This window comes from Priestia sp. TGN 0903 (genome assembly GCF_050846855.1).
GTDB lineage: Bacteria > Bacillota > Bacilli > Bacillales > Bacillaceae_H > Priestia > Priestia zanthoxyli.
Map to the genome: position 1 here is coordinate 312223 of NZ_JBOZGL010000006.1, position 24103 is coordinate 336325.

Annotated in this window: 18 protein-coding genes; 7 read left to right on the top strand and 11 right to left on the bottom strand. The window is 38.6% G+C overall.

Annotation, left to right across the window (positions count from 1 at the left end):
* Positions 1 to 208: 208 nt before the first annotated feature.
* Both ACRPLY_RS21000 and proB read right to left on the bottom strand, forming a co-directional pair.
* Entirely contained in the window at positions 209 to 1453 is a 1245-nt protein-coding gene (locus tag ACRPLY_RS21000) for a glutamate-5-semialdehyde dehydrogenase (RefSeq protein WP_367077557.1), read from the bottom strand.
* Positions 1450 to 2274, bottom strand: coding sequence for a glutamate 5-kinase (gene proB / locus ACRPLY_RS21005; RefSeq protein ID WP_013085533.1), 825 nt, complete (start codon positions 2272 to 2274; stop codon positions 1450 to 1452). The genes ACRPLY_RS21000 and proB overlap by 4 nt, the downstream gene beginning before the upstream one ends.
* A 253-nt stretch (positions 2275 to 2527) precedes the next feature.
* Between proB and cstA the strand changes: the two genes are divergently transcribed.
* Positions 2528 to 4336: a carbon starvation protein CstA gene (gene cstA / locus ACRPLY_RS21010; protein WP_014457699.1), complete on the top strand. Its 1809-nt coding sequence runs from the start codon at positions 2528 to 2530 to the stop codon at positions 4334 to 4336.
* A gap of 276 nt (positions 4337 to 4612) precedes the next feature.
* Positions 4613 to 6073, top strand: coding sequence for a catalase KatA (gene katA / locus ACRPLY_RS21015; protein ID WP_047749559.1), 1461 nt, complete (start codon positions 4613 to 4615; stop codon positions 6071 to 6073).
* A gap of 325 nt (positions 6074 to 6398) precedes the next feature.
* Here katA and ACRPLY_RS21020 read toward each other — a convergent pair whose 3' ends face one another.
* Positions 6399 to 8648 carry a sensor histidine kinase gene (locus tag ACRPLY_RS21020; protein WP_325076970.1) on the bottom strand — a complete coding sequence of 750 codons (2250 nt, stop codon included), beginning with the start codon at positions 8646 to 8648 and terminating at the stop codon, positions 6399 to 6401.
* Positions 8626 to 9315, bottom strand: a complete 690-nt coding sequence (locus ACRPLY_RS21025; protein ID WP_325076971.1) for a response regulator transcription factor — start codon at positions 9313 to 9315, stop codon at positions 8626 to 8628. The genes ACRPLY_RS21020 and ACRPLY_RS21025 overlap by 23 nt, the downstream gene beginning before the upstream one ends.
* Before the next feature lie 250 nt (positions 9316 to 9565).
* On the opposite strand from ACRPLY_RS21025, the gene ACRPLY_RS21030 reads away from it, so the two are divergent.
* On the top strand, positions 9566 to 11017 hold the full coding sequence (locus ACRPLY_RS21030) for an alpha-amylase (protein ID WP_028411931.1): 1452 nt from the start codon (positions 9566 to 9568) through the stop codon (positions 11015 to 11017).
* 29 nt (positions 11018 to 11046) lie between these two features.
* Here the strand turns inward: ACRPLY_RS21030 and ACRPLY_RS21035 are convergent, their stop codons facing one another.
* The 3 genes from ACRPLY_RS21035 to ACRPLY_RS21045 all read right to left on the bottom strand — a co-directional run bounded on the left by ACRPLY_RS21035 (position 11047) and on the right by ACRPLY_RS21045 (position 15102).
* Complete coding sequence (locus tag ACRPLY_RS21035; RefSeq protein WP_028411930.1) at positions 11047 to 12480, bottom strand: anion permease; 1434 nt, start codon at positions 12478 to 12480, stop codon at positions 11047 to 11049.
* A gap of 278 nt (positions 12481 to 12758) precedes the next feature.
* Positions 12759 to 13958 (bottom strand): class I SAM-dependent rRNA methyltransferase, encoded by a 1200-nt coding sequence (locus ACRPLY_RS21040; protein ID WP_049166318.1) that lies wholly within the window; start codon positions 13956 to 13958, stop codon positions 12759 to 12761.
* A 193-nt stretch (positions 13959 to 14151) separates the two neighbouring features.
* Positions 14152 to 15102, bottom strand: a complete 951-nt coding sequence (locus ACRPLY_RS21045; protein WP_367077556.1) for a PepSY domain-containing protein — start codon at positions 15100 to 15102, stop codon at positions 14152 to 14154.
* A 316-nt stretch (positions 15103 to 15418) separates the two neighbouring features.
* Here ACRPLY_RS21045 and ACRPLY_RS21050 point away from each other — a divergent pair, with 316 nt between their 5' ends.
* Positions 15419 to 16102, top strand: a complete 684-nt coding sequence (locus tag ACRPLY_RS21050) for a response regulator transcription factor (RefSeq protein ID WP_028409748.1) — start codon at positions 15419 to 15421, stop codon at positions 16100 to 16102.
* Positions 16099 to 17547: a sensor histidine kinase gene (locus tag ACRPLY_RS21055; protein WP_367077555.1), complete on the top strand. Its 1449-nt coding sequence runs from the start codon at positions 16099 to 16101 to the stop codon at positions 17545 to 17547. Before ACRPLY_RS21050 ends, ACRPLY_RS21055 begins: the two co-directional genes overlap by 4 nt.
* Before the next feature lie 40 nt (positions 17548 to 17587).
* On the opposite strand, the gene ACRPLY_RS21060 is transcribed toward ACRPLY_RS21055, so the two are convergent.
* Positions 17588 to 18256 (bottom strand): PepSY domain-containing protein, encoded by a 669-nt coding sequence (locus ACRPLY_RS21060; RefSeq protein WP_367077554.1) that lies wholly within the window; start codon positions 18254 to 18256, stop codon positions 17588 to 17590.
* A 381-nt stretch (positions 18257 to 18637) separates the two neighbouring features.
* Between ACRPLY_RS21060 and ACRPLY_RS21065 the strand changes: the two genes are divergently transcribed.
* Positions 18638 to 20536 (top strand): PhoX family protein, encoded by a 1899-nt coding sequence (locus tag ACRPLY_RS21065; RefSeq protein ID WP_033580363.1) that lies wholly within the window; start codon positions 18638 to 18640, stop codon positions 20534 to 20536.
* Positions 20537 to 20928: 392 nt separating this feature from the next.
* On the top strand, positions 20929 to 21927 hold the full coding sequence (locus ACRPLY_RS21070; RefSeq protein ID WP_014457691.1) for a tRNA dihydrouridine synthase: 999 nt from the start codon (positions 20929 to 20931) through the stop codon (positions 21925 to 21927).
* Positions 21928 to 22062: 135 nt separating this feature from the next.
* Here the strand turns inward: ACRPLY_RS21070 and rlmH are convergent, their stop codons facing one another.
* The 3 genes from rlmH to ACRPLY_RS21085 all read right to left on the bottom strand — a co-directional run bounded on the left by rlmH (position 22063) and on the right by ACRPLY_RS21085 (position 24090).
* Positions 22063 to 22542, bottom strand: a complete 480-nt coding sequence (gene rlmH / locus ACRPLY_RS21075) for a 23S rRNA (pseudouridine(1915)-N(3))-methyltransferase RlmH (RefSeq protein WP_028411923.1) — start codon at positions 22540 to 22542, stop codon at positions 22063 to 22065.
* An 83-nt stretch (positions 22543 to 22625) separates the two neighbouring features.
* Positions 22626 to 22784: a CxxH/CxxC protein gene (locus ACRPLY_RS21080; RefSeq protein WP_013059901.1), complete on the bottom strand. Its 159-nt coding sequence runs from the start codon at positions 22782 to 22784 to the stop codon at positions 22626 to 22628.
* Between the two features lie 73 nt (positions 22785 to 22857).
* Complete coding sequence (locus ACRPLY_RS21085; protein ID WP_367077553.1) at positions 22858 to 24090, bottom strand: S1C family serine protease; 1233 nt, start codon at positions 24088 to 24090, stop codon at positions 22858 to 22860.
* Positions 24091 to 24103: the final 13 nt, after the last annotated feature.

Below are 24103 nucleotides of genomic sequence, written 5' to 3' on the forward strand. Positions count from 1 at the left end.
AAACGGCTTATGACACCGTAGTTGATTTCCGTGCAAGACTTCGCTTTCCGCGGGAGTCTTCATCTCGCCCTCCAATCAACTACTAGAAGAATTTAAACAGATGAAAACTATGTTCACCCTAACAAAAAAACCGAACCACTAATCAAAAATTTTGATCAATGGTTCGTTTTTACTTTGTCTAAAATACTTTCGTCCCAGCCTCTTCTTTTTATCGAATTTGTCCATCTCCGTAAATAATATATTTTAATGTTGTTAATTCCTTTAATCCCATTGGTCCACGCGCATGAAGCTTTTGTGTACTAATTCCGATTTCTGCCCCGAAACCAAACTCTTCTCCGTCCGTAAACCTCGTCGAAGCATTCACATAAACAGCAGCTGAATTAACGCGCTGTAAAAAACGCTGAGCATGAGCATAATTTGTTGTTACAATCGCTTCAGAATGATGTGAACTATGAACATTAATATGGGAAATCGCTTCATCGATGTCATCTACGATTTTAACTGCCATGATGAAATCCAAATATTCTTTCTTCCAATCCTCATCCCCTGCTGGAACAAGATCTGGAACGATTGTGAGCGCACGTTCATCACCGCGTACTTCTACATCTTTCTCTCGTAGCGCTTGAACAATAATCGGCAAAAATTCATGAGCCGCCCGTTCATGAATAATCAGCTTTTCGGCTGAGTTGCACACCGCTGGACGAGATGTTTTTGCATTAATGACAATACTGGCTGCCATGTCACGGTCATATTCTTCATCAACATAAATGTGGCAGTTCCCGGTTCCTGTCTCAACAACAGGAACCGTTGCATTTTTTACCACCGCTTCAATTAAACCAGCACCGCCTCGAGGAATTAATACATCGATATATTCATTTAGCTTCATTAACTCCAGTGCTGTTTCTCTCGACGTATCTTCAATAAGCTGTACGCTATGCTCAGGAAATCCTGCACTTGCCGCAGCTTGGGATAATACAGAAACAATCGCTTGATTCGAATGAAATGCCTCACTGCCTCCGCGCAAAATAACCGCATTTCCTGCTTTTAAGCATAAGCCTGCTGCATCACATGTAACGTTTGGACGCGCTTCATAAATAATTCCTATGACACCAATAGGTACACGCTGCTGCCCAATTTGTAAGCCATTTGGTCGTTTAGCCATAGACAGCACTTCTCCTACCGGATCTGCAAGCGCAGCTACTTGGCGCAGGCCGTCTGCCATTCCATGAATCCGCCCTTCATTTAAAGATAGGCGATCCAACATCGCTTTTGACGTGCCTTTTTGAACGGCTTTTTCTACGTCTAATTCATTTGCTTTTAAAATTGTCTCTTGTTGATCCAATAGAGCAGCCGCCATTTTATAAAGTGCCTGCTGTTTTTGTTCGCTCGTTACATTTCCTAAGAAATAAGAGGCTTCTTTTGCCTGCTTTCCTTTAAGCTGCAATTCACTCATTTCATTACTCCTTCAGCTTGTTTTAAGAATAACGTTCCAATTTCTTGGCCTTCAATAATATCTCGCAAAATACTTGGTTCTTTCCCATTTGCTAGGATTAAGCTCACGCCTGCACTTGTAGCTGTTTTAGCAGCGGTCAGCTTTGTGACCATTCCGCCTGTTCCAACGTCAGTTCCACTATCTCCAGCAAAATTCTCAAGCTCCGGCGTGATGCCATCTATTACTTTCATTAATTTAGAGTTAGGGTTTTTTGTGGGATCTGAATCAAAGAAACCGTCAATATCAGATAAAATAACAAGTAAATCTGCGTGAATCAAAACTGAAACAATGGCGGATAAATTATCGTTATCTCCAAAACGCACGATGTTTTCAATCTCATCGATGGCAACTGTATCGTTTTCATTCACAATAGGAATCACTTTGTCTTCAATTAATTTTTCAAACGTGTTCACAACGTTATTGCGCACATGTTCATCTTCGATTACATCTTTTGTTAACAGTACTTGACCAACAATGTGACTATACTCACCAAAGAATTTACTATAGATATGCATAAGCTCACACTGCCCGACAGAGGCTGCTGCTTGTTTTTCTCGAATAGAAGTTGGCTTTTCTTTTAACTTTAGTTTTTTTACTCCCACTTGAACGGCACCTGATGTAACAAGCACAACTTCTTTTCCTGCATTCATTAAATCAGATAACACACGCGCTAGTTTTTCAATGCGTGCTAAGTTAATATCTCCGTTATCATAGGTCAACGTAGATGTCCCTACTTTGACTACGATACGCTTGCTATTTTGTAACTCTTGACGATGGTTCACTCATTTCATCTCCCTAACTAAAAACACCTAAATGCGTACTAATTTTTTTAAAAATTATAGCAGAGATTATGTGAAAAGTCTTATAGTTTTTCAAAGGGAATTTGAACTTTCTAATTTTTTAAATAATTAAGGGAAAAACTGGTGATAAAAGCGCTTTCTTCTTTTATAATGAAAGTTGTAAGGGGAACACACAATTACATAACGTTGTGTAGTAGTACAAACATCAGACAACTAAGGGATAGGGGGATTTGTAATGAATGCGGTTACGATTGTTATTGGATCTATCTGTATTTTAATGATTGCGTATCGGCTTTATGGAACATTCATGGCTGTTAAGGTCTTGAAACTAAACGATGCGCAAAAAACGCCGGCACATGAGCTTGAAGATGGAAAAGATTACGTGCCAACCAATCGATGGGTAACATTTGGTCATCACTTTGCAGCTATTGCAGCTGCGGGTCCGCTTGTTGGACCTATTTTAGCAGCTCAGTTTGGCTATTTGCCCGGACTGCTCTGGCTTTTAATCGGAGCTGTAATCGGAGGAGCCGTTCACGATGCAGTTGTGTTATTTGCATCTATGCGCCAAAAAGGCCAGTCGCTTTCAGAAGTGGCTAAAAAAGAGCTAGGACCCGTCGCTGGTTTTTGTACAGGTTTAGCTATGCTTTTTATCATTACCATTACAATGGCCGGTTTATCTATGGTCGTGTTACACGCCCTTGAGAAAAATCCTTGGGGTACATTCGCTGTTGGAATTACCATTCCGATCGCAATGGGGGTAGGTATTTACCACAAAAAAACAGGTAATTTAAAAGCGGCTTCTACCGTCGGCTTCATTTTAATTTTAATCGCCGTATTTAGCGGTCCTTATATTCAAGGAACAGCTTTAGGAGATTTTTTAACGCTAGATATTAAAACACTTTCAATTATTCTTCCCGTTTATGCATTTTTTGCAGCGGCCTTGCCCGTTTGGCTGCTTTTAGCACCTCGAGATTACTTAAGCAGCTTTATGAAAATTGGTGTCTTTATCGCGCTGATTGTAGGCGTGTTTTTCGTAAATCCAGCAATTCCATTTCCTGCAGTTACTGAATTTATTCACGGAGGCGGCCCTATTTTAGCAGGACCTGTGTGGCCGTTTATTTCCATTACGATCGCCTGCGGTGCTATTTCTGGCTTCCATGCATTTGTTGGTTCAGGAACAACCCCTAAGATGCTCGATCGTTGGAGTGACATTAAAGTTGTAGGCTTCGGCGCGATGTTAGTCGAATGCTTAGTAGGAATTATGGCATTAATTGCCGCAACTGCTTTACATCCTGGAGACTATTTTGCAATCAACTCTACACCTGAAGTATTCAAAACGCTTGGCATGAACGTAACGGCTCTTCCTCAGCTTAGCCAAGAAATTGGCCTAAACTTAGAAGGCCGTACAGGCGGCGCTGTTACACTGGCTGTAGGAATGACGTATATTTTCACGGAAATTCCTTGGTTCAGCCACCTGTCTTCTTACTTTTTTCAATTCGTTATTATGTTTGAAGCAGTGTTTATTTTGACTGCTATCGACGCGGGTACACGCGTTTCCCGCTATTTAATTCAAGACTTTTTCGGTGAATTTTATAAGCCATTGAAGCGAGTAGACTGGCTTCCTGGGTCCATTTTTGCAAGTGCCCTAGCCTGTTTTATGTGGGGATACTTATTGTTCTCAGGAGATATTGGCTCAGTTTGGGCGCTGTTCGGCGTATCGAATCAGTTAATGGCATCCATTGGTTTAATTATTGGTGCAACCGTTATTCTTAGAATTGCAGATAAGCGCTCCTATATGCTTACTTGTCTTATTCCACTAGCCTACCTTTACGTAACGGTTAACTACGCGGGTTATTGGATGGTTAAGAATGTGTATTTAAATGAAGCTGCGGCAGGTTACAGCATATTAAATGCGACTCTTTCAATCATCATGCTTATACTCGGTCTCATTATTATGATTGCCGCGATTCAAAAATGGACGCAGCTTTGGCGCACGCCTCAGGCTGAACTAGCGGCGAAAGCAAACTTATCACAAAATATATAAAACGAACACGCTTGCTTATATAAGCAAGCGTGTTTTTGATATGGTAATAGCCGGTCAAAATAATTGCACACCAGGCATTTTTATTATTAAACTAAATATACTATACAGAAAATTTTTAAAATAGTTCGTACACTTCACATGCTTATAACCCCCACTGACTACATCTCAAAATTAACACTTTAAATTATAATAATTATAATTTAGTATTGATTTTTTATTTAAAAATGTTATTATTATTTCTAACATAATAAAATTCAAATAAGAGGTGGTTCTAAGATGACAACAAACAAGAACAACTTAACGACTAGTTGGGGATCTCCGGTTGGAGATAATCAAAATTCGATGACCGCTGGTTCACGCGGACCTACTTTAATTCAAGATGTTCACCTTTTAGAGAAATTAGCCCATTTTAACCGAGAGCGTGTTCCTGAACGCGTCGTACACGCAAAAGGCGCCGGTGCCCACGGTTATTTTGAAGTGACAAACAATGTTTCAGCCTATACAAAAGCAGCTTTCCTTTCTGAAGTAGGAAAACGAACACCTCTATTTGTTCGCTTTTCAACAGTAGCTGGTGAAAACGGCTCAGCAGATACCGTTCGCGACCCTCGCGGATTTGCTGTTAAATTTTATACAGAAGAAGGCAACTACGACTTAGTCGGAAATAATACACCTGTATTTTTCATCCGAGATGCGATTAAATTTCCCGATTTTATTCATACACAAAAACGCGATCCACGCACGCATTTGAAAAACCCGACGGCCGTGTGGGATTTCTGGTCTTTATCTCCTGAATCTTTGCATCAAGTTTCTATTTTAATGTCTGATCGCGGTATCCCGGCAACGTTACGCCATATGCATGGATTTGGCAGCCATACATTTAAATGGGTTAATGCCGAAGGAGATGGCGTTTGGGTAAAATATCACTTTAAAACAGAGCAAAGCGTGAAAAATCTGTCTCCAGACGTAGCCGCAAAGCTAGCTGGTGAAAATCCGGATTATCATACTGAAGATCTATTTAATGCCATTGAAAAAGGCGATTTCCCTTCATGGAAGCTGTACGTTCAAATTATGCCATTAGAAGACGCTGATACGTACCGCTTTGATCCGTTTGACGTAACAAAGGTTTGGTCACAAAAAGACTATCCGTTAATTGAAGTAGGTCGCATGGTCTTGGACCGAAATCCAGAAAATTATTTTGCCGAAGTGGAGCAAGCTACATTCTCACCTGGAACGCTTGTACCGGGAATTGACGTATCACCTGATAAAATGCTGCAAGGTCGACTATTCGCATACAGCGATGCACATCGCTACCGCGTGGGTGCTAACCATCAAGCGCTACCTATTAACCGTCCGCGCAATGAAGTAAATAACTATCAGCGTGATGGTCAAATGCGCTTTGACGATAACGGCGGCCGTTCTGTTTACTATGAGCCAAACAGCTTTGGCGGTCCGACAGAATCTCATGAAAACAAACAAGCGGCATACCCTGTTTCAGGCGTTGCCGATAGTGTTGCATATGATCATAACGACCATTACACGCAAGCAGGTGACTTATACCGCCTCCTAAGCGAAGACGAGCGTACACGACTAGTTGCAAACATCGTTGAAGCTATGAAGCCTGTAGAAAAAGAAGAGATTAAACTGCGTCAAATTCAGCACTTCTACAAAGCGGATCCAGAGTATGGAACACGCGTTGCAGACGGTTTAGGATTGTCTGTTCCGCAGCAAGTAAAATAAAGATATCAGTTTTCCCAATGAGAAAATAAAGGTGTTTTTCTCATTTTAGATTTTCGTTTATTCTCAATTAGTTTAACATTTTATCACTAAATAAGTATCCATATTTTATGGATACTTATTTAAATTCTTGTAAAAAGAGGAAGGGATGAAGAAATGGTTGGACAAGAAATAAGATGTAATCAGTGTCATAGAGAAATAAAAGTACTAAAGCACAGTACACTTTGCGGTTGCGGAATAAAATTACGAACGCTAAAAAAAGAGAAGCAACCAGCATAATGAGGTTGCTTCTCTTTTTTACTAGATATGCTGTTTATATTCACTCACATTAAAGAGTAATCGTTACTTTAAATAAATCTCCGTCAATTTCAATATTCAATTCTCCTCCGTGCAAATCAATAATTGACTTAGCAATAGCTAAACCAAGTCCAGAGCCATCGGTTTGTCTTGAGGCGTCCCCTCTTTTAAATCGTTCAAACAGCTCGTCTGCCTGCTCATTTAACTCATATTTACTTACATTTTTAAACGTTAGTTTCACTTGTTCGTTTATTTCTTGAACAGAAATATAGACACGCGTTTGTTCAAGTGAATATTTCAATATGTTCTCTATCAAATTGTCAAATACTCTCCATAATTTTTGACCATCTACAGTAGCAAATATCGGCTTTTGGATAGATTGAATACGAAATTGCAGAGTTGAATCTTTAATTGCTTCATCATATTCAGCTAAAGCCTGATGAAGAAGCTGATTAATATCAATTGTGTCTTTATGCAATTCTACATTTCCACTTGCCATTTTTGATACTTCAAACAAATCATCAATAAGTGTCTGTAAACGTTTTGATTTACGGTCAATAATTTCAACGTAAGCATGTTGTTCGTCCCAAGTAAGATCTTGGGACTTTAGCAACGCTGTATATGTCATAATAGAAGTCAAGGGTGTTCTTAAATCGTGACTGACGTTGGTAATTAACTCTGTTTTCAAGCGTTCACTTTTAACTTGAACATGCTGAGATGTTTGAATTTGCTGCTGAATATGATTTATATCTATCGCTGCTTGAGTTAAAGCTGATTTTCCTTTGATAGGTAACGGCTCTTTCCACTCAGCTGTGGCGATTTGATTAATGGAAATAATAATTTTATTTAAATAATTAATTCGTAGCATAAGCAGTATCAAAGTAACCACTCCTATAACACTGCCGACAGCTAAGTATAGTATAGACACTTGTTCTACAAACATAGATCCACTGGTCAATAAAGCTGCAACAGCAAATACCGCAAAAACTAAAAGCAGTACTACAACCATTATATACATGCCAATATGTCTGATAATAAAAATAGATTGAAGAAAATAAATGACTTGATAAACACACGTTCTGTTATATTCTTCTTTTATATCATCTAGTGTGCGCATACGCTGAAACAGTAAAAATACTTGAAGTACCCACAGGCAAATAGCTATGGATATAGCTATCATATAAAAGAAAAATGTAGCAACATGCTTATATGATTCTAATAAAGAAGTTGGATAGCCGTTCAGAACTAGACTTGATGTGAAAAATGAGTACAAAAGAAAAACAATTATACACATATCTAAAGGTACTTTTCTATAAATCCTCTGTACGGCAGTTTGTCTTGTTATTTCTTTTAAATGTCCGGTTATTGTTTTTTTATAAATGAAGTAAACTATTAACAGAGCTATTATCCCTGACAATACATACACGAGAAATACTACATTTTGATGATGAAAATAGTTATACTCATCAAATAAAGAACTACTGAAAGCTTCTTTTTCAGGAACAGCAATTATACCCGTAAACTTCTGCTTTAAATACCGGTTTGGAATCTCTGAGTCTGTCTCACTGCTTAACAATGAATTTTTATATTCATCTAGTTGAAACATAAGGGGTGATTGAGCTGAATAGGTATGTTTATACAACATATTTTTTTGTTTTACTAATTGATTAACGTTTTCCTTGCTTGCATTTTGGATGTTCGTATATATTTTTTGTGTGTTTCTATCTTTCAAATAATACATGATGTCTTTTTTATATTGAGATAATGGTTTTTGCCGATCAAAAGCTTCATCATAAATTCTCGTTATTTCGAATTCTTTATTTTTTGCTATTTCTTCTCGAACAAATTGATCATCTTGAAACTTTTTTTGAATGTTTTTAACTTCTAGATCCCGCTGCTTTACATAGGCATCTTCAACTTTTTTACTCTTTGCTTGCTTAGCGTCTTCTATTTTTTCTTCATATTTATCGTGTACGTTTTGTATTTGTTCCGTTAAGTTTCCTTCTGCATATCGATACGACTCAATGTCTTCTTCTGTTATCGTATTTGCGTTAACGGTATTTTTATTCTTGGATGTCAATTCTAAGAGGTAAAGATCATTTGTAAAACGATCTATTTCTTTTTGGAAGCCTTCTGATTTTACATAGGTACTTTTTTGTAAGTAGTTTGCTTTTACTAGGTTATGCATGCTGCCAATAGAAGAAATGGTTGCTCCTAAACCAAATAAAAACAAGATAATACCTATAGCTGAAATAACGCTATTTTTCCATTTTATATCCAAGTCCCCACACAACCTTTACATATCTCGGATTTTTTGGTTCAATCTCAATTTTTTCTCTTATTTTTCTAATGTGCACTGCTACCGTATTTTCTGCGTTGTAGCCGGGTTCATTCCATACGCGCTCATAAATATCATGTATGGAAAAAACTCTTCCTGCATTTTTCATTAATAATTCTACAATTTTATACTCAATGGGAGTGAGCTTAATGAATTCCCCATCAAGAGTGACGGACTTAGCCTCAATATCAAGTACAAGACCTCGGATATTAATCGTCTTTGTTTCTTCATAGGTACCTAATGTCACATATCTTCTTAACTGTGATTTAACTCTTGCTATCAGCTCTAATGGATTAAAAGGTTTTGTCACATAATCGTCTGCTCCTACCTGCAGACCAAGCACTTTATCGGCATCTTCGCTTTTAGCACTCAGCATAATAATCGGGATATTTTTTTGTTCTCGAATTTTAAACGTTGTTGAAATGCCGTCTTGCCTTGGCATCATAATATCCAGAATAATCAAGTGAACTTTTTCTTTATCTAGTATCTCTATGGCTTCGATTCCATCTTTGGCCGTAAAGACTTTAATACCTTCATTTTTTAAATAAATAGCAATACCATTGCGGATTTCTTGCTCATCATCTACAACTAAAACCACATATTCGTTCATTGATTTCTCACACTCCTTTCAAAAGTATATCATGGGTCATTTCGTCTATGGGTTTTATTGTAAACTGCATTTCTTAAGAAAAAAGAAGGGGGAATCTTAAGATTTTCTTAAGCATCATATATTGAAAAAGGTTTAAGGAATAGGGATAACAGGAACGTTAAAAGAAAAAATATAATCAATTCCTCATTTGATTCTAAAGAACTATCCGTGAGCGATTATATCTTTTTATTTAAAAGGAGGATGATTTAACTTGGAACGGAATCATACAATTATGCAATTTTTCGAATGGCATGTGCCAGCTGATGGCGAGCATTGGAAACGCCTCAAAGAGCTCGCTCCTCAACTAAAAGAACAAGGAATTGATTCCGTGTGGATTCCCCCGGTTACAAAAGGTGTTTCATCAGAGGATAATGGCTACGGCGTTTACGACTTATATGATCTTGGCGAGTTTGATCAAAAAGGAACCGTTCGTACAAAGTATGGAACCAAGCAAGAGCTGCATGAAGCAATTGATGCCTGTCATAATCACGGAATTAATGTCTATGTTGATATTGTGATGAATCATAAAGCTGCAGCGGATGAAAAAGAAACCTTCCACGTCATTGAAGTAGACCCCATGAACCGAACAGAAGAGATTTCTGAACCCTTTGAAATTGAAGGGTGGACAAAGTTTACATTTGAAGGGCGCGGCGATCAATATTCTTCTTTCAAATGGAACTTTAATCATTTTAATGGCACTGATTACGATGATAAAAACGGAAAAGAAGGTGTGTTTCGTATTGCCGGGGAAAACAAAAGCTGGAACGAAAATGTTGATCAAGAGTTTGGCAACTACGATTATTTAATGTTTGCGAATATTGATTACGACCACCCTGAAGTTCGAGAAGAAATGATCAAATGGGGAAAATGGTTAGCAGACACCCTGCAGTGCGACGGTTACCGATTAGACGCCATTAAACATATTAACCATGATTTTATTAAAGAGTTTGCTCACGAATTGTCCTCTTCTCAAGAAAAGCCATTTTATTTTGTGGGAGAGTTTTGGAATCCAGAATTAACAGCCTGTCAGGAATTTTTAGACGTTATTGATTATCAAATTGATTTGTTTGACGTATCGCTGCATTACAAACTGCATGAAGCCTCTCAGCAAGGAAGAGATTTTGATTTAACCACAATTTTTGATGATACATTGGTTAAGACTCATCCGTTGAATGTTGTCACATTTGTAGATAACCATGACTCTCAGCCAAATGAATCTTTAGAATCTTGGGTAGAAGATTGGTTCAAACAAAGTGCTTACGCTCTAATTTTACTTCGTGAAGACGGCTATCCTTGTGTATTTTACGGAGACTATTTTGGGATAGGCGGAGAGCATCCAATTGAGGGAAAAGAAAAAGATATTTCTGCTCTCTTGCACGTACGCTATGACAAAGCATACGGACAGCAAGACGATTATTTTGATCACCCGAATACCATTGGATGGGTAAGGCATGGTGTAGAGGAATTTGAGAAGTCTGGATGCGCTGTGGTGATGTCAAACGGCGAAGACGGCGAAAAGAGAATGTTCGTCGGCGAACACCGAAGCGGACAAACGTGGATCGACTTCACAAAGAACCGAGAAGACCAAGTTGTGATTGAAGAAGACGGCTACGGACACTTCCCTGTAAATGGCGGCTCTGTATCCGTTTGGGCTGAAGCATAAAAAAACAGTGGCCTGCGCCACTGTTTTTTTTACCATAGACCTAGCAGTTTCCACCACAAGCCGCCAATTCCAATCCAAATGATAATATGAATAATTGAAATTAAAAAGCCGAGCGACCACCATTTTTGCTGCGTTACATATCCACTACCGAAGAACACCGGTGCCGGTCCACTGCCGTAGTGAGTTAAACAGCCAAATAAATTGCTAAAGAACGCTAAAATTAATGCTGACAGTAACGGAGGCGCACCAGCGGCCACGATGACAGATAGAAATGCTGCGTACATAGCGCTGACGTGAGCCGTGTTACTCGCAAAAAAGTAGTGAGAATAAAAATACGCAATAGCTAGTACAATCAACGCCGTCATCCAAGACATATGACTAACAGTGCCTTTCATCAGATCACTGAACCAAGGAATCATGCCTAGATCATTTAAGAAAGTTGCCATCATAACCAAAACAGCAAACCAGACTAATGTATCCCATGCTCCCTGTTCTTTTTTGATGTCCGACCAGCTTAACACTTGCGTTAAAAGCAGCGCACATAGACCAATAAAAGCAGTTGTTGTTGCATTAATATTTAAATTAGCGCCAAAAATCCACAGCACAAGAAGAAGTAAAAATACCCCAATCATGTACCATTCTTCTTTCTTTAGCGGGCCCATTTCATTTAGTTTTTTTGCTGCAATTTCAGATGCTTCCGGCGTTTCTTTTAATTCTGGCGGATACAGCTTATAAATAACGAGCGGAATCACAATTAAACTAATAATTCCAGGTACGATTGCAGCCGCTGCCCATCCAACCCATGAAATAGTCTTTCCTGTAATTTGTTCCGTCATTTTAACAGCAAGAGGATTGGCCGCCATTGCCGTTACGAACATAGCCGATGTAATCATATCTCCTTGAAACGATACTTTTGTTAAGAAAGCACCGACTCTGCGCTCCGTACCGTCTCCAGTTCTCGATCCGTATGTTTCAGATAAAGAACGAATGATTGGAAGAATAATTCCTCCAGCTCGTGCTGTATTAGACGGCATTGCAGGTGATAAAAGTAAATCACTTACGATAAGAGAATACGATAGTCCCAACGTCTTTTTACCGAACAAACGAACAAAGATATAGGCAACCCTTGTTCCTAGACCAGTCTTAATAAAACCTCTAGAAATAAAGAATGCAATAACGATCAACCAAATCGTCGTATTTTGAAAACCGCTGAGCGATTGTTCAAGTGTTAATGTATTAGTTAATACAATAATGGTTAAAGATAAAATAGCTACACTGCCTAATGGCAATGGTTTAATGATAAGACCTACGATAGTAGCCACAAAAATAGCGAATAAGTGCCAAGCCTTCACATCAAGTCCGGACGGAGGTGTAATAAACCATAAAACAAGTCCGATTGCCAGACAAATTAATAAAGGAATAAACTTCACTTCGCCGGCAGGCTTTTTAGTTGTTTCAGCCATAATCTTTCTCCTTTCATGTTTTTAAATAATAATAGTAGTATGCTCTTTCCCCTTCGTACCCAATACTTGTCCCCTTTAAAATAAAATAATTGTAAAAATACGTTTCATAAGGATGATATTGTAAATTTGTGAAGTGTTGAGCATAATTCCTTTATTATTTTATCATACATATTGACAATTTTTATCTTTCACCTTCATTTTATTCCCTTCAAAATAGCTTGTAAGCGTTATTTCATCAAAATAAATAAGCTGCATGAGTTCATCATGCAGCCTTGCATTTAACGATTTACTTTTTGAATAAACACGACTTTGAGATAATCACCTGACTTAAATTCTTTTATTGTTTTAAAATCAGCTGGAAGAGAGAACTGCTCCATCATTTTGTAACGTTCCCCTTTTTCGTTAAAAGCTTTTTCAATAAACGAATGAAATTTTTTCATATCAAAATTACTTGCATTCGTCGAAGCTACAATGACACCATTTGGCTTTGTAAGAGCAATGGCTTCTTTTAATAAATCTTTGTAGTCTTTTGCCGCGCTGAACGTATGCTTTTTCGATTTAGCAAAGCTCGGCGGATCTAGCACCACAAGATCGAACGTCATATTCTTCTTAACCGCATATTTAAAATACTTAAAAACATCTTCCACAATAATGTCCTGTGCTTCGTGATCAATTCCATTTACACTAAATTGCTCAATTGTTTTTGCCAAGCTGCGATTGGCCAAGTCGACACTTGTTGTTTTCGCAGCTCCTCCAAGAGCGGCCGCCACTGAAAATGCGCCTGTATACGAAAACATGTTTAGAACGGTCTTTCCTTTTGCATATTTATCTCGAATCGTTTTACGGACGTCTCGCTGATCTAAAAAGACCCCAACCATCGCTCCGTCATTTAAATAAACGGCAAAACGAATACCATTTTCTCTTACAATTAAAGGGAACTCACCTTTATCCCCTACTACAAAATCATCTTCTTCAATATACTGCCCTTTTACGTTGAAACGTTTTTTCTGGTACAGCCCTTTAAAGTTAGGCGCAGATTTTAAAGCTTCAATAACGTATTCTTTAAATTGATAAATTCCTTCACTATACCAGCTCGTGACGTAATATCCGTCATAATAATCAATGATTAAGCCGCCAATTCCGTCACCTTCACTATTAAATACACGAAAAGCAGTTGTATCTTCAGACGCATAAAAATCGTGACGAGAGGCAATAGCTCGCTGAATTTTTCGTACAAAAAACGCCGCGTCAATTTGTTCACTTTTCTTCTTCGTCAGAATCCATCCGTAGCCTTTGTTTTGTTTTCCATAATAGCCTTTGGCTAAGAATTGATTTTTTGGAGTGACTAAGTTAATAATAACGCCTTCTTCTTGCAGTTTATGACCATCAACAAGCGCATCTTTTTCAATGAGTGGATAACCTTTATTCACTTTTTTAATAAAAGCTTCTTTGGCTATAACTTGTACTTCTTTTCTCATGTGTACACCCTATCTATTTAATTTAGTTCATTCTAGTTTTATCCATTTTACGAGAATAATCTACATTTATCTTAACATAGATAACCGGTAATGTTTCCAGTTACAAAATAGAAAAGCAGAGGATGCCTTGAAGCACCCTCTGCTTGATATGAATGAAAAATGAAATGTATGTTTTATGTTTTAAGATAAAAAATTATGAGCACTCTTGTCCAGTATATGCATCGAACTTAAGCGTCTGCTGCTTGCTTCCGCTCACTAAAGTCACCACGTATACAGTTATTGAGTTTTCTGTTATAAGCTCAATATGCTCTACTTTTCCTTCTTGATGTTTTAAAGCAAGAACTTTTACAGCGGTCTCCGTTAACGGCTGAAGCTTATCATGTTTTACATGTGTGATTTCACCCGAAACCGCATCGATTGTAACGGTGTATTCCGTATTATCTTTGATTATTTTTACTGTGAAAATCGCTGCGGTTTGATCATATTCTACCATTTTCACCTTACCTGCATATGTAGCCAATGCAAGATCTTTTGCATCTTGTCTCGTTAATAGCTTCACTGCTTGCTGAGAAGTATTAACTACTTTTCCTGTGAAAGCATCTAACGTTACCGTATATTGAGTGCTATCTTTAAGAATCACTGCGACATACTGACTAGCGGATTCTTTAAACTCTAGACTATATACGTAACCACTATATTGTTTAACAATTGTTTCTTTTATTTTTTGCTCTGATATTAGCTGCAGCTCTTTTTTATTCTCATGAATGACTTTCCCCGTTAGACCATCCACGGTTAGCGTATATTCTACTTTGCCATCTACTACAGTTAACGTATATTCATGCGTTTCTTTGTTAAATGTAATAGATTGAATCGCTCCTGTATACTGCTTAGAAATGGATTCTTTCACTTGATTTTGTGTCCATAACTTCACTTCTTGCTTCTTCACTACTTTTCCAGTGCTTGCGCTTACTTCTACGATTCTTTGCTCAAGGTTATTCGTTACAATTGTAATCACATACACACTTGATTCTTGCTTAAATTCCGTAGATGTGACCGTCCCTTTACAATCTTGCAGAGCAATACCATTTGCTTGAGCTTGCGAGATACTCACATGTTCAGTTGTCTCTGCTTTCGCTGTCTGCATTTCTGCAGCGTGACTCGTTTGTAATAGAGCTAAATGCAACTGCAGCTCCTAAAGCAGATGTAGACAATACTTTTACCCATTTAATCATCCTTACATTTCCTCCTCTTTCACCATTAGACTTTCCGTCTATGGCGTTTTATCTAGTACGCCGTTCATTATGCAAAAGATTTCTGAGAATAAGACGAATAGAAGCTTAAAGTTAGCTGAAGATATAAGAATAGCTACTATTTTTCAGCTTGCTTTCAGCTATTATTCAGGGCTGTTTCAGATAAAAAAGCATAATAGAAAGTAGAGGAGCAAAGGAGTTTTCACCATGATGGATCAACTAAAAGGAATTAAAGTCTTACTTATAGATGACGAACCAACTATTTTACAGTTTTTATCTTTAGGGTTAACGAATGAAGGATTTGATATCAAAGCTGCCCAAGACGGAATGGAAGGCATTAATATAGCCAAAGAATTCAAGCCTCATATCGCTATTGTAGATGTTATGCTTCCGGGAATGGATGGATTTGAAGTATGCCGTTTGTTAAAGAAAATGGGGAATATAGCTGTCATCATGCTAACAGCAAAAGATCAAGTGGACGATCGAGTAAAGGGGCTGACTATTGGAGCAGATGATTATATGGTCAAACCCTTCAGTTTTGAAGAACTTCTTGCGCGCATTCAAGCTAGAATCCGCAATCAATTTCCCAACTTATTAGACGAAGTATCCATCGGTCCATTTAAAATTGATGACCGCCGCAAAGAAATTAAATACCTTAATCACATACTTGATTTATCCCCTACTGAATATGCACTCTTAAAATTCTTAGTTATTAATCACGGTCTCGTACTAAGTAAATCCACCATTTTAGATCGAGTGTGGGGATATGATTTTGGAGGAGAAGAAAACATTGTTGAAGTATACATTCGATCACTGAGAGAAAAATTACAGGACCATAGCCGAACCGTTATTCGAACGCTTCGCGGTGTCGGGTACCGGATTGATATTTCATGAAGCACAAATGTTTCTTTCATTTGAACTCTCTTCGCCTTCAGCTTTTATCTAGAAGTTTACTCGTTATTTTGAGTTTACTGATGCTGATAGGCGTTTTTCAATACGTATTTATGAAGCAATTTATTTACACAAATAAAATTAGAAGCATCGAAGACCAAATTCACTTAATTCCCGATGATGTCTGGAAGCACGATATTGAAACAAGCCAGAATGTAAAACAATCATCAAGACCAATGGTTTATTTCCCGGGCGTTAATATTACCTTTATCAATCAAAAAAGCACCTTTTTACGGCTGGCTAAGGATCCACATCATTCTTACTTCCCTAAGCTTTCTGCATCTGCATACAAACAAGTAATGAAAAACAGCAACCAGCCGGACAACACGACGAGCCTCATAAAAAAAATGGATGGTCATCAAGAGCAAGTCATTGTTTTAAAACCCATTATCTTTGATGAAGAAATACAGGGAGTTATTCAAATTAATACTCCCACAGAATCATTAAGAGACCTCTTAATCAGACAAATGCTCATCTTTTTAATGCTTTCACTTACCGCAATGACCATTGCTTTTTTTGTTTTTTCTTCTGTTTTAAAACAGACGTTAGTCCCTTTGTTTACTACTACTAAAAAAGTGGAGCATATTAATGCCGGAAGCTTACATGACCGCTTGCCTGTTAATCAAGGACAAATCGAAATGGATCGCCTTTCTCTTTCTATTAATGAAATGCTTGAACGTCTTGAAAAAGCATTTAAAGCAGAAACAGAAGCCAAAGAACAAATGCGGCGTTTTGTTGCGGATGCTTCGCATGAACTGCGAACGCCGCTTACATCTATTCACGGCTTTTTAGAAGTTTTATTAAGAGGGGCTAGCAGTAATCCAGAACAATTAAACGACGCATTAAAAAGCATGTATGGAGAGTCCAAAAGACTGCACAAACTTATTCAGGATCTTCTGCTTCTTGCTCAGCTTGATCAACTTCCACCGTTTCAAAAAGAATACTGTTTTGTAGATGAGTTGATTTTAGATATGAAACCTCAACTCATACTATTGGCGGGGAACAGAAAGGTTTTATTCGACTTTCCAAGCCGTTTACCATCAGACATTAACAAAGATCAATTTAAACAAGTTGTTTTAAACTTATTTTCCAACGCCGTACAGCATACAAATCCAACTACAGGAGTTATTCAAGTGATAGGAAAAATAAATGAGAAAGAACTTTCGTTAATAATACAAGATAACGGTCATGGTATTCCTCAAGAACACCTTCCTCATTTATTTGAGCGATTTTACAAAGCTGATGCTTCACGCTCTCGGGCATATGGAGGAGCGGGCTTAGGCTTGGCCATTAGCGCATCTATTATAAAGCTGCACGGGGGGAAAATACATGTAGAAAGCAAATTGAATGCAGGAACTGCTTTTGAAATCGTATTGCCCTTGACATAAAAAAGACGATTGCCTTGAAGCAATCGTCTTTTTTATCAAATCAGCATACTTTTCCTGTTTGAGGGCTGATTTTTACAGTATGTTTTATATTGTCTGTTCCTTTGATCACAAACGTGTACGCTTGTTCACTGAATGAAACAGATTGAACCGTTCCTTTGTGCTGTTGAAGAGCAGCTTGTTTAGCTTGTTCTTGCGTAAACTTTACCGCTTCGACTTTGATTACTTTTCCCGTTTCAGCGTTTATTTTCACATGGTGATCTTTGTTATCTTTCCCGTGAATTAAAAATGTGTATACATCATTTGCATATGAACTCGATTGAATCGTTCCACTGCAATTTTTTAATGCAATTGATTGAACCTGTGCTTTTGTAAATGCCGCGCTTTGAATTTGAATCACTTTTCCACTTTGTGCATTGACTTTTACGTGGTGATCACGGCTATCGTTTCCATGAATTAAGAACGTATACACTCCATCGTTGAAGCCTACCGACTTAACCGTTCCTCCACAGTTCTTTAAGGCAATTGTTTTTGCTTGAGCTTGTGTATATGTGGCCGCTTCAGTATGAGCCGACGCTTTTGTTGAAGTAATGTGCTGACCGTCTGAAGCAAATGCACTTGTCATTGAACCAAGAGCGATAGCTGTTCCAATTGTGGCACCTCCCACGGCTTTTGCTACTACTGCTTTTCCTGCTAATACTTTTCCAATCATGATTATACCTCCGCGTAATTTCCAATGTATTTACAGCACAAGCTAAAGGTTTTAGCAGCGGTCATTTATCAAAATAGCGCCATTGGAGTAACATTTTTTCCTGCTAAAATACCTTTCACTTTTGCTGTACGAGCCAAAGCGCTTCTTGTCCTCTTTAGCTATGTGTTTATTGTAAGAGCGGAACATGAATTCACTATGAAGCCCAGCTGAATGCTATCTGAACAAATTCTGAAAGATAGCTGAATAACTTCTAGTTAAACTTGTCATCTAAATGTTCAACGTTCTTAACAACAGCTCAACAAATCCAATGCTTCTCTTCATATTTCCTCAACAATCAAATGATTTAATAAATGTATGAATACGATTTGGAGGTTATCAACCATGAAAAAACGAGTATCTCTTGGACTATCTCTCACTCTCTTAGCTTCTAGCGCCGCTTCTGCTTTTGCAGCAGAGCATCATCCAGTTCAACATCCAAAACAAATCAAAAGCGTCGAGTTTCAGCCAATGAAAGCACCTACTACGATTGAGAATATGATTAAAACGTATACAGAGGCCTCTGTAAAAGTAACGTATAAAGATGGAAGTGTGGAAGAAACGCCGCTTAACTATAACCAACTCTTTCTTTCAAAAGATAAAATTGTCGATAATAAAGGAGAATTAATCGCCGCAGGTACACCAATCGATGCAAACGGGGATCCAATTATTGACCGAAGCGTTCCTGATCAGCCATCACCGTATGTATCAGACGCGCCGGATTCAAACAGCTTTATTACCATTAACGGTAAGTCTTATATTATTTCACATTATGAATACGAATCTGTTAATAATGCTGGAAAAGAGATTTCCGGTCTTCCTGCTTCCATGACGCTTACACAAGTTGACCGAGATGATAAAACAGGAAAACTAACCGTCAACCATGCTAAAAAAATTGATTTTTCTAATGTAAATGGTTTGTGGACGCCGTGTAATGGCTCTACAACGGATTGGGGTACTCACCTCGGTTCAGAAGAATACGAGCCTGATGCACGCGCTTTTGAAGACCCTGCATCTAGCTCTTATAAAGACGTTACGAACTTCGCTAAGCTTTATTTCGGTGACACGTCAAAAGCAAACCCTTACTACTACGGCTGGATTCCAGAAATTTCAGTGGATGAAAGCGGCGATGCGTCTGTCGTAAAACATTACAGCACAGGCCGTTTTTCACATGAAATGATGCAGGTACTTCCAGATAATAAAACCGCTCTTTTTGGAGACGATGGGTCTAATACCATGATGTTTATGTATGTAGCAGATAAGGAAAAAGACTTCTCAGCAGGAACTCTTTATGCCGCAAAGTTTAAACAAACGAGCACAAAAAATGGAGGGAAAGGCGACCTTCAGTGGATTAAGCTTGGCCATGCAACAGACAATGAAGTGAAAACAATAATCGACAAAGGCACAAAATTCAGTGATATTTTTGAAACAGCCGACCAGCCTACAAAAGGATTTAAAGCAGTCAAAACCGCCGCAAGTAAAAAAGTTGAATATTTAAAAGTAAAGCCTGGCATGGAAAAAGCAGCTGCCTTTTTAGAATCACGCAGATACGGTGCGATTCTAGGTGCCACGTCTGAATTCAACAAGATGGAAGGACTAACGGTTAATAAAAAAGACAAAAAAGCGTATATGGCTATTTCTTACCAAAATAGTGCCATGCTAAAAGAGCCTGGTGCTGTACAAGATGATATTCAGCTTCCAAAATTAGAGTCTGGTGTGACCTACCAGCTGAACTTAGGCTCGCATCAAAAAGACCAAGCAAAAGGCAAGATTAACAGCCGCTACGTTCCTGCAAGTATGGAAGGGCTATTGATTGGACAAGACCTAGAAAAAGCAGATGCATACGGCAATACAGCGGATCCAAATAAAATTGCCAACCCTGATAACCTTACGTATTCAAATGACTTAAATACACTGTTTATCGGAGAAGACAGCTCACTGCACACAAACAACTTTGTATGGGCCTATAATGTAAAAACCAAAAAACTATCACGCATCCTTTCGGTTCCAGTGGGAGCAGAAGCAACGGGACTTCGTGCAGTAGAAAACATTAAAAACTCTCGCTACGTACTAAGCAACTATCAGCACCCGGGCGAGGACATCAGCGACAAAAATATTACCGCTGTTGATAAAGAAGAGTTAGCTAATGCAATGAAAGAAAGCATTGGCATTCAAGAAACTGGTGGTGTCGGATACATTTCTGGACTGCCTTCTAAGGACGGCGCTCCTTACAAAAAGCATTAATACGTAATGAAACCACGTCTGTTGTGAGTGACAGACGTGGTTTTTATATAGTAGAAGTTATTTATAAAACCGCTTATCGCAACCACAATTATGGTGAATACTTTATAATATCCTTAAAGAAAGTGCCTAGCCCCAAACGCGTTAGCATATTTATTGGTAAGTATCCGGTATATCCCTTCAGGCTCCCTTATGCCCCACTAATGCTAGATATAGAATTCGTTTCAATAAGTATTTCCAGCTAAACAAAATGTCTCGTTCCCTTGCACTTTTCGTTCCATACCATTAAAGTATATATTGGTTGAAGTTTATACTAGCATTCAACCTTATAAAAGAAATTACACTTTTTAATTTTGGGAAGATGTTTTCCCTAAAAGAAAGGGTTTAGATATAAGATGAAAGATAATTTTTGGCATGAGTTGCCGCGTCCGTTTTTTATTTTGGCACCGATGGAAGCTGTGACGGATGTCGTTTTTCGCCATGTTGTGACTGAAGCAGCGCGACCTGACGTATTTTTTACAGAGTTTACGAATACGGAAAGCTACTGCCATCCGAAAGGAAAAGATAGCGTAAAAGGACGTTTGACGTTTACAGATGATGAACAGCCAATCGTTGCGCATATTTGGGGAGATAAGCCTGAATACTTCCGTCAAATGAGTATTGGCATGGCAGAAATGGGCTTTCGCGGCATTGATATTAATATGGGCTGCCCTGTACAGAACGTTGCAGGAAACGGAAAAGGTTCTGGTTTGATTCGCCGTCCAGATACTGCGGCTGAGATTATCCAGGCAGCCAAAGCTGGAGGGCTTCCAGTAAGCGTAAAGACTCGTCTTGGCTATACGCAAGTTGATGAGTGGTACGACTGGCTGAAGCACATTTTAGAACAGGATATCGTGAACCTTTCTATTCACCTTCGTACGAAAAAAGAAATGAGCGATGTTGACGCGCACTGGGAGTTAATTCCGGAGATTAAGAAGCTTCGTGACGAAATCGCGCCTCATACGCTACTAACAATTAACGGTGATATTCCTGACCGCCAGAAAGGTCTTGAACTTGCGGAGAAGTACGGCGTTGATGGAATTATGATTGGACGCGGAATTTTCCATAATCCGTTTGCGTTTGAAAAAGAAAAGAAAGAGCACACAAGCGAAGAGCTATTAGAACTTCTTCGCCTGCAGCTAGACCTTCATGACAAATATTCTGAAGAGCTAGAGCCGCGCCCTTTCAAACCGCTTCGACGCTTTTTCAAAATTTACGTTCGTGGGTTCCGCGGTGCAAGTGAATTAAGAAATCTCCTGATGAGCACGGAAACGACTGATGAAGTGCGTGCGTTACTTGATGAGTTTAAAGACAGAGCTGGAGTGAAAGAAGACGAAGGTTTTTCTGTTTCTTAAATAAGAGCTCGTTTGCTCAAACTCAATTGTTCTTTTTATAGACGTGTGCTATTTATCCACATATGATAAAAGCAGAGGCAGAAGGTTCTACATTTCCTTCTGCCTCTGCTTTTGATGAAAAAATATCCACACGTTCTATTTATGATAAGGTTCATTTCGAATAATACGAAAAGCTCGGTAAATCTGTTCTACTAATACTAGGCGCATAAGCTGATGAGGAAAGGTCATTTTTGAAAAAGAAAGAGCTGCGTTTGAACGTTTCATTACTTCGCTGCTTAAGCCAAGCGATCCGCCAATGACAAACGCTACTTTACTTTTTCCGTAAGTAGCTAATGAATCGATTTCTTTTGCCAGTTCCTCGGAAGATTTTTGTTTTCCGTTGATAGCTAATGCGATCACGTGAGTATCATCTGAGATTTTCGCTAAGATGCGTTCTCCTTCTTTTTGTTTCACCTGTTCCATTTCAGATTCACTTAAGTTTTCGGGCGCTTTTTCATCTGCAAGCTCAATAATTTCTACTTTTGCATAGCTTGATAAACGCTTTAAATATTCTTCAATGCCTTGTTTTAAGTATTTTTCTTTTAACTTCCCAATGGTTATAATAGAGATATTCACAGGCTATTCTCCTCTCCTTTATCCCTTATCCACAGATATTATCCACATATCCACATGCTATATCCACATTTTGTATAAGAATATTAGTTCCCTACTACATATACAGCTTCATTGTCACAATATTCGCAGCTTTTTTTGTCAGTTGAATTTTCTATTTTTTCAAAAACCGGTGCTAGCTCAATCTCATCTACCATTACATCCAGGGCTAGTTCCGTGTGTTCTAAACAGCAATATATCTTCATGTATTTATCTTCCTTTCTCTATTCTTTTCATTAAAAAACCACAGGAGTTTATCCCCTGTGGATAACTTTTCTTTTACTTCATTTGACGCGTTAATTCTACTTCTGTGGATTTCTTTTTGCCATCACGATAGAACGTTACATTCATTTTATCGCCAATTTCTTTTTCAATGTAGAGGTGTTTGCGAAGTGTCGCAATATCCCTTACTTTGCTGTGATCTAGCTCAACAATCACATCATATTCCTTCAACCCAGCTTTAGCGGCTGGCGAACCTGGCTCGACTTTTAGAACAGCGACTCCGTTTACTACATCATGCGGTAACTTAAGGGTTTCTTTTAAATGATACCCTGATACCTCACTTAATGATAGTGTACTAACTCCAAGATACGGACGTCTAACTTCACCATATCGTTCTAAGTCATTAATAATGGGCCTAGCCATGTTAATTGGTATTGCAAGACCAATGCCTTCAACTGCTTCTTGGGCAATTTTCATGGAATTAATGCCTATTAATTCACCATCAATATTAACAAGAGCACCCCCGCTATTGCCAGGGTTAATTGCGGCATCTGTTTGAATGACTTCTGATTGCCAATCAGGATTTCCATCGCCATTCAAATCTTGAGGAATGACACGGTTAACTCCTGAGACAACTCCTTGTGTAACGGATCCAGAAAATTGAAGGCCTAGCGGGTTTCCGATAGCAATCACTGGTTCACCAGCTTTAAGCTTATCAGAATTTCCGAAGGTAGCCACTTTTGTCACGTGACCTGCATCAATTTCAAGAACTGCTAAGTCCATTAAATCATCGCTGCCAAGAATTTTAGCTGATACCCTTGTACCGTTACTGAAGCTCACTTCAATTTCGTTAGCGCCTTTAATGACATGATAGTTTGTCACAATATAAGCTTTATTGCCTTGCTTTTTGTAAATAACACCTGAGCCTGTCCCGGCATCAGTTCGTTCATCATTCCAAAAGCTTTCAGAGTTCTGAATGTTTACAACTCCTACAACTGCTGCATTGGCTTCGGAAACAGCTTTTGTGACGGCCGTAGTGACGTCAAGAGATACTGACTTTTGTATCGTAGACCCTGTTTGTTCATCTCCGTTTTCATCATTCATCCATCCGTATGGCAAAATCCCGTTCCTCACCAAGGCTGGCATAAGAAGCAGTACAATAAGTGCACCTATAATAGCTCCAATCAGAGCAGAAGCGAAATATCCTCTGCGGCGTTTAGGCGGCCGACTATTCGGCTCTTGGCCTTCATCATAATGTTCCACACTATCACCGAACCCTTCATTTATCATCGTGAATGTCTGC

Bases quoted from the DNA above. Each gene is read 5' to 3' on its own strand.
- ACRPLY_RS21000 (WP_367077557.1), bottom strand. From the start codon at position 1,453: ATGAGTGAATTGCAGCTTAAAGGAAAGCAGGCAAAAGAAGCCTCTTAT.
- cstA (WP_014457699.1), top strand. From the start codon at position 2,528: ATGAATGCGGTTACGATTGTTATTGGATCTATCTGTATTTTAATGATT.
- katA (WP_047749559.1), top strand. From the start codon at position 4,613: ATGACAACAAACAAGAACAACTTAACGACTAGTTGGGGATCTCCGGTT.
- ACRPLY_RS21025 (WP_325076971.1), bottom strand. From the start codon at position 9,315: ATGAACGAATATGTGGTTTTAGTTGTAGATGATGAGCAAGAAATCCGC.
- ACRPLY_RS21035 (WP_028411930.1), bottom strand. From the start codon at position 12,480: ATGGCTGAAACAACTAAAAAGCCTGCCGGCGAAGTGAAGTTTATTCCT.
- ACRPLY_RS21040 (WP_049166318.1), bottom strand. From the start codon at position 13,958: ATGAGAAAAGAAGTACAAGTTATAGCCAAAGAAGCTTTTATTAAAAAA.
- ACRPLY_RS21045 (WP_367077556.1), bottom strand. From the start codon at position 15,102: ATGCAGACAGCGAAAGCAGAGACAACTGAACATGTGAGTATCTCGCAA.
- ACRPLY_RS21050 (WP_028409748.1), top strand. From the start codon at position 15,419: ATGGATCAACTAAAAGGAATTAAAGTCTTACTTATAGATGACGAACCA.
- ACRPLY_RS21055 (WP_367077555.1), top strand. From the start codon at position 16,099: ATGAAGCACAAATGTTTCTTTCATTTGAACTCTCTTCGCCTTCAGCTT.
- ACRPLY_RS21060 (WP_367077554.1), bottom strand. From the start codon at position 18,256: ATGATTGGAAAAGTATTAGCAGGAAAAGCAGTAGTAGCAAAAGCCGTG.
- ACRPLY_RS21065 (WP_033580363.1), top strand. From the start codon at position 18,638: ATGAAAAAACGAGTATCTCTTGGACTATCTCTCACTCTCTTAGCTTCT.
- ACRPLY_RS21070 (WP_014457691.1), top strand. From the start codon at position 20,929: ATGAAAGATAATTTTTGGCATGAGTTGCCGCGTCCGTTTTTTATTTTG.
- ACRPLY_RS21080 (WP_013059901.1), bottom strand. From the start codon at position 22,784: ATGAAGATATATTGCTGTTTAGAACACACGGAACTAGCCCTGGATGTA.
- ACRPLY_RS21085 (WP_367077553.1), bottom strand. From the start codon at position 24,090: ATGATAAATGAAGGGTTCGGTGATAGTGTGGAACATTATGATGAAGGC.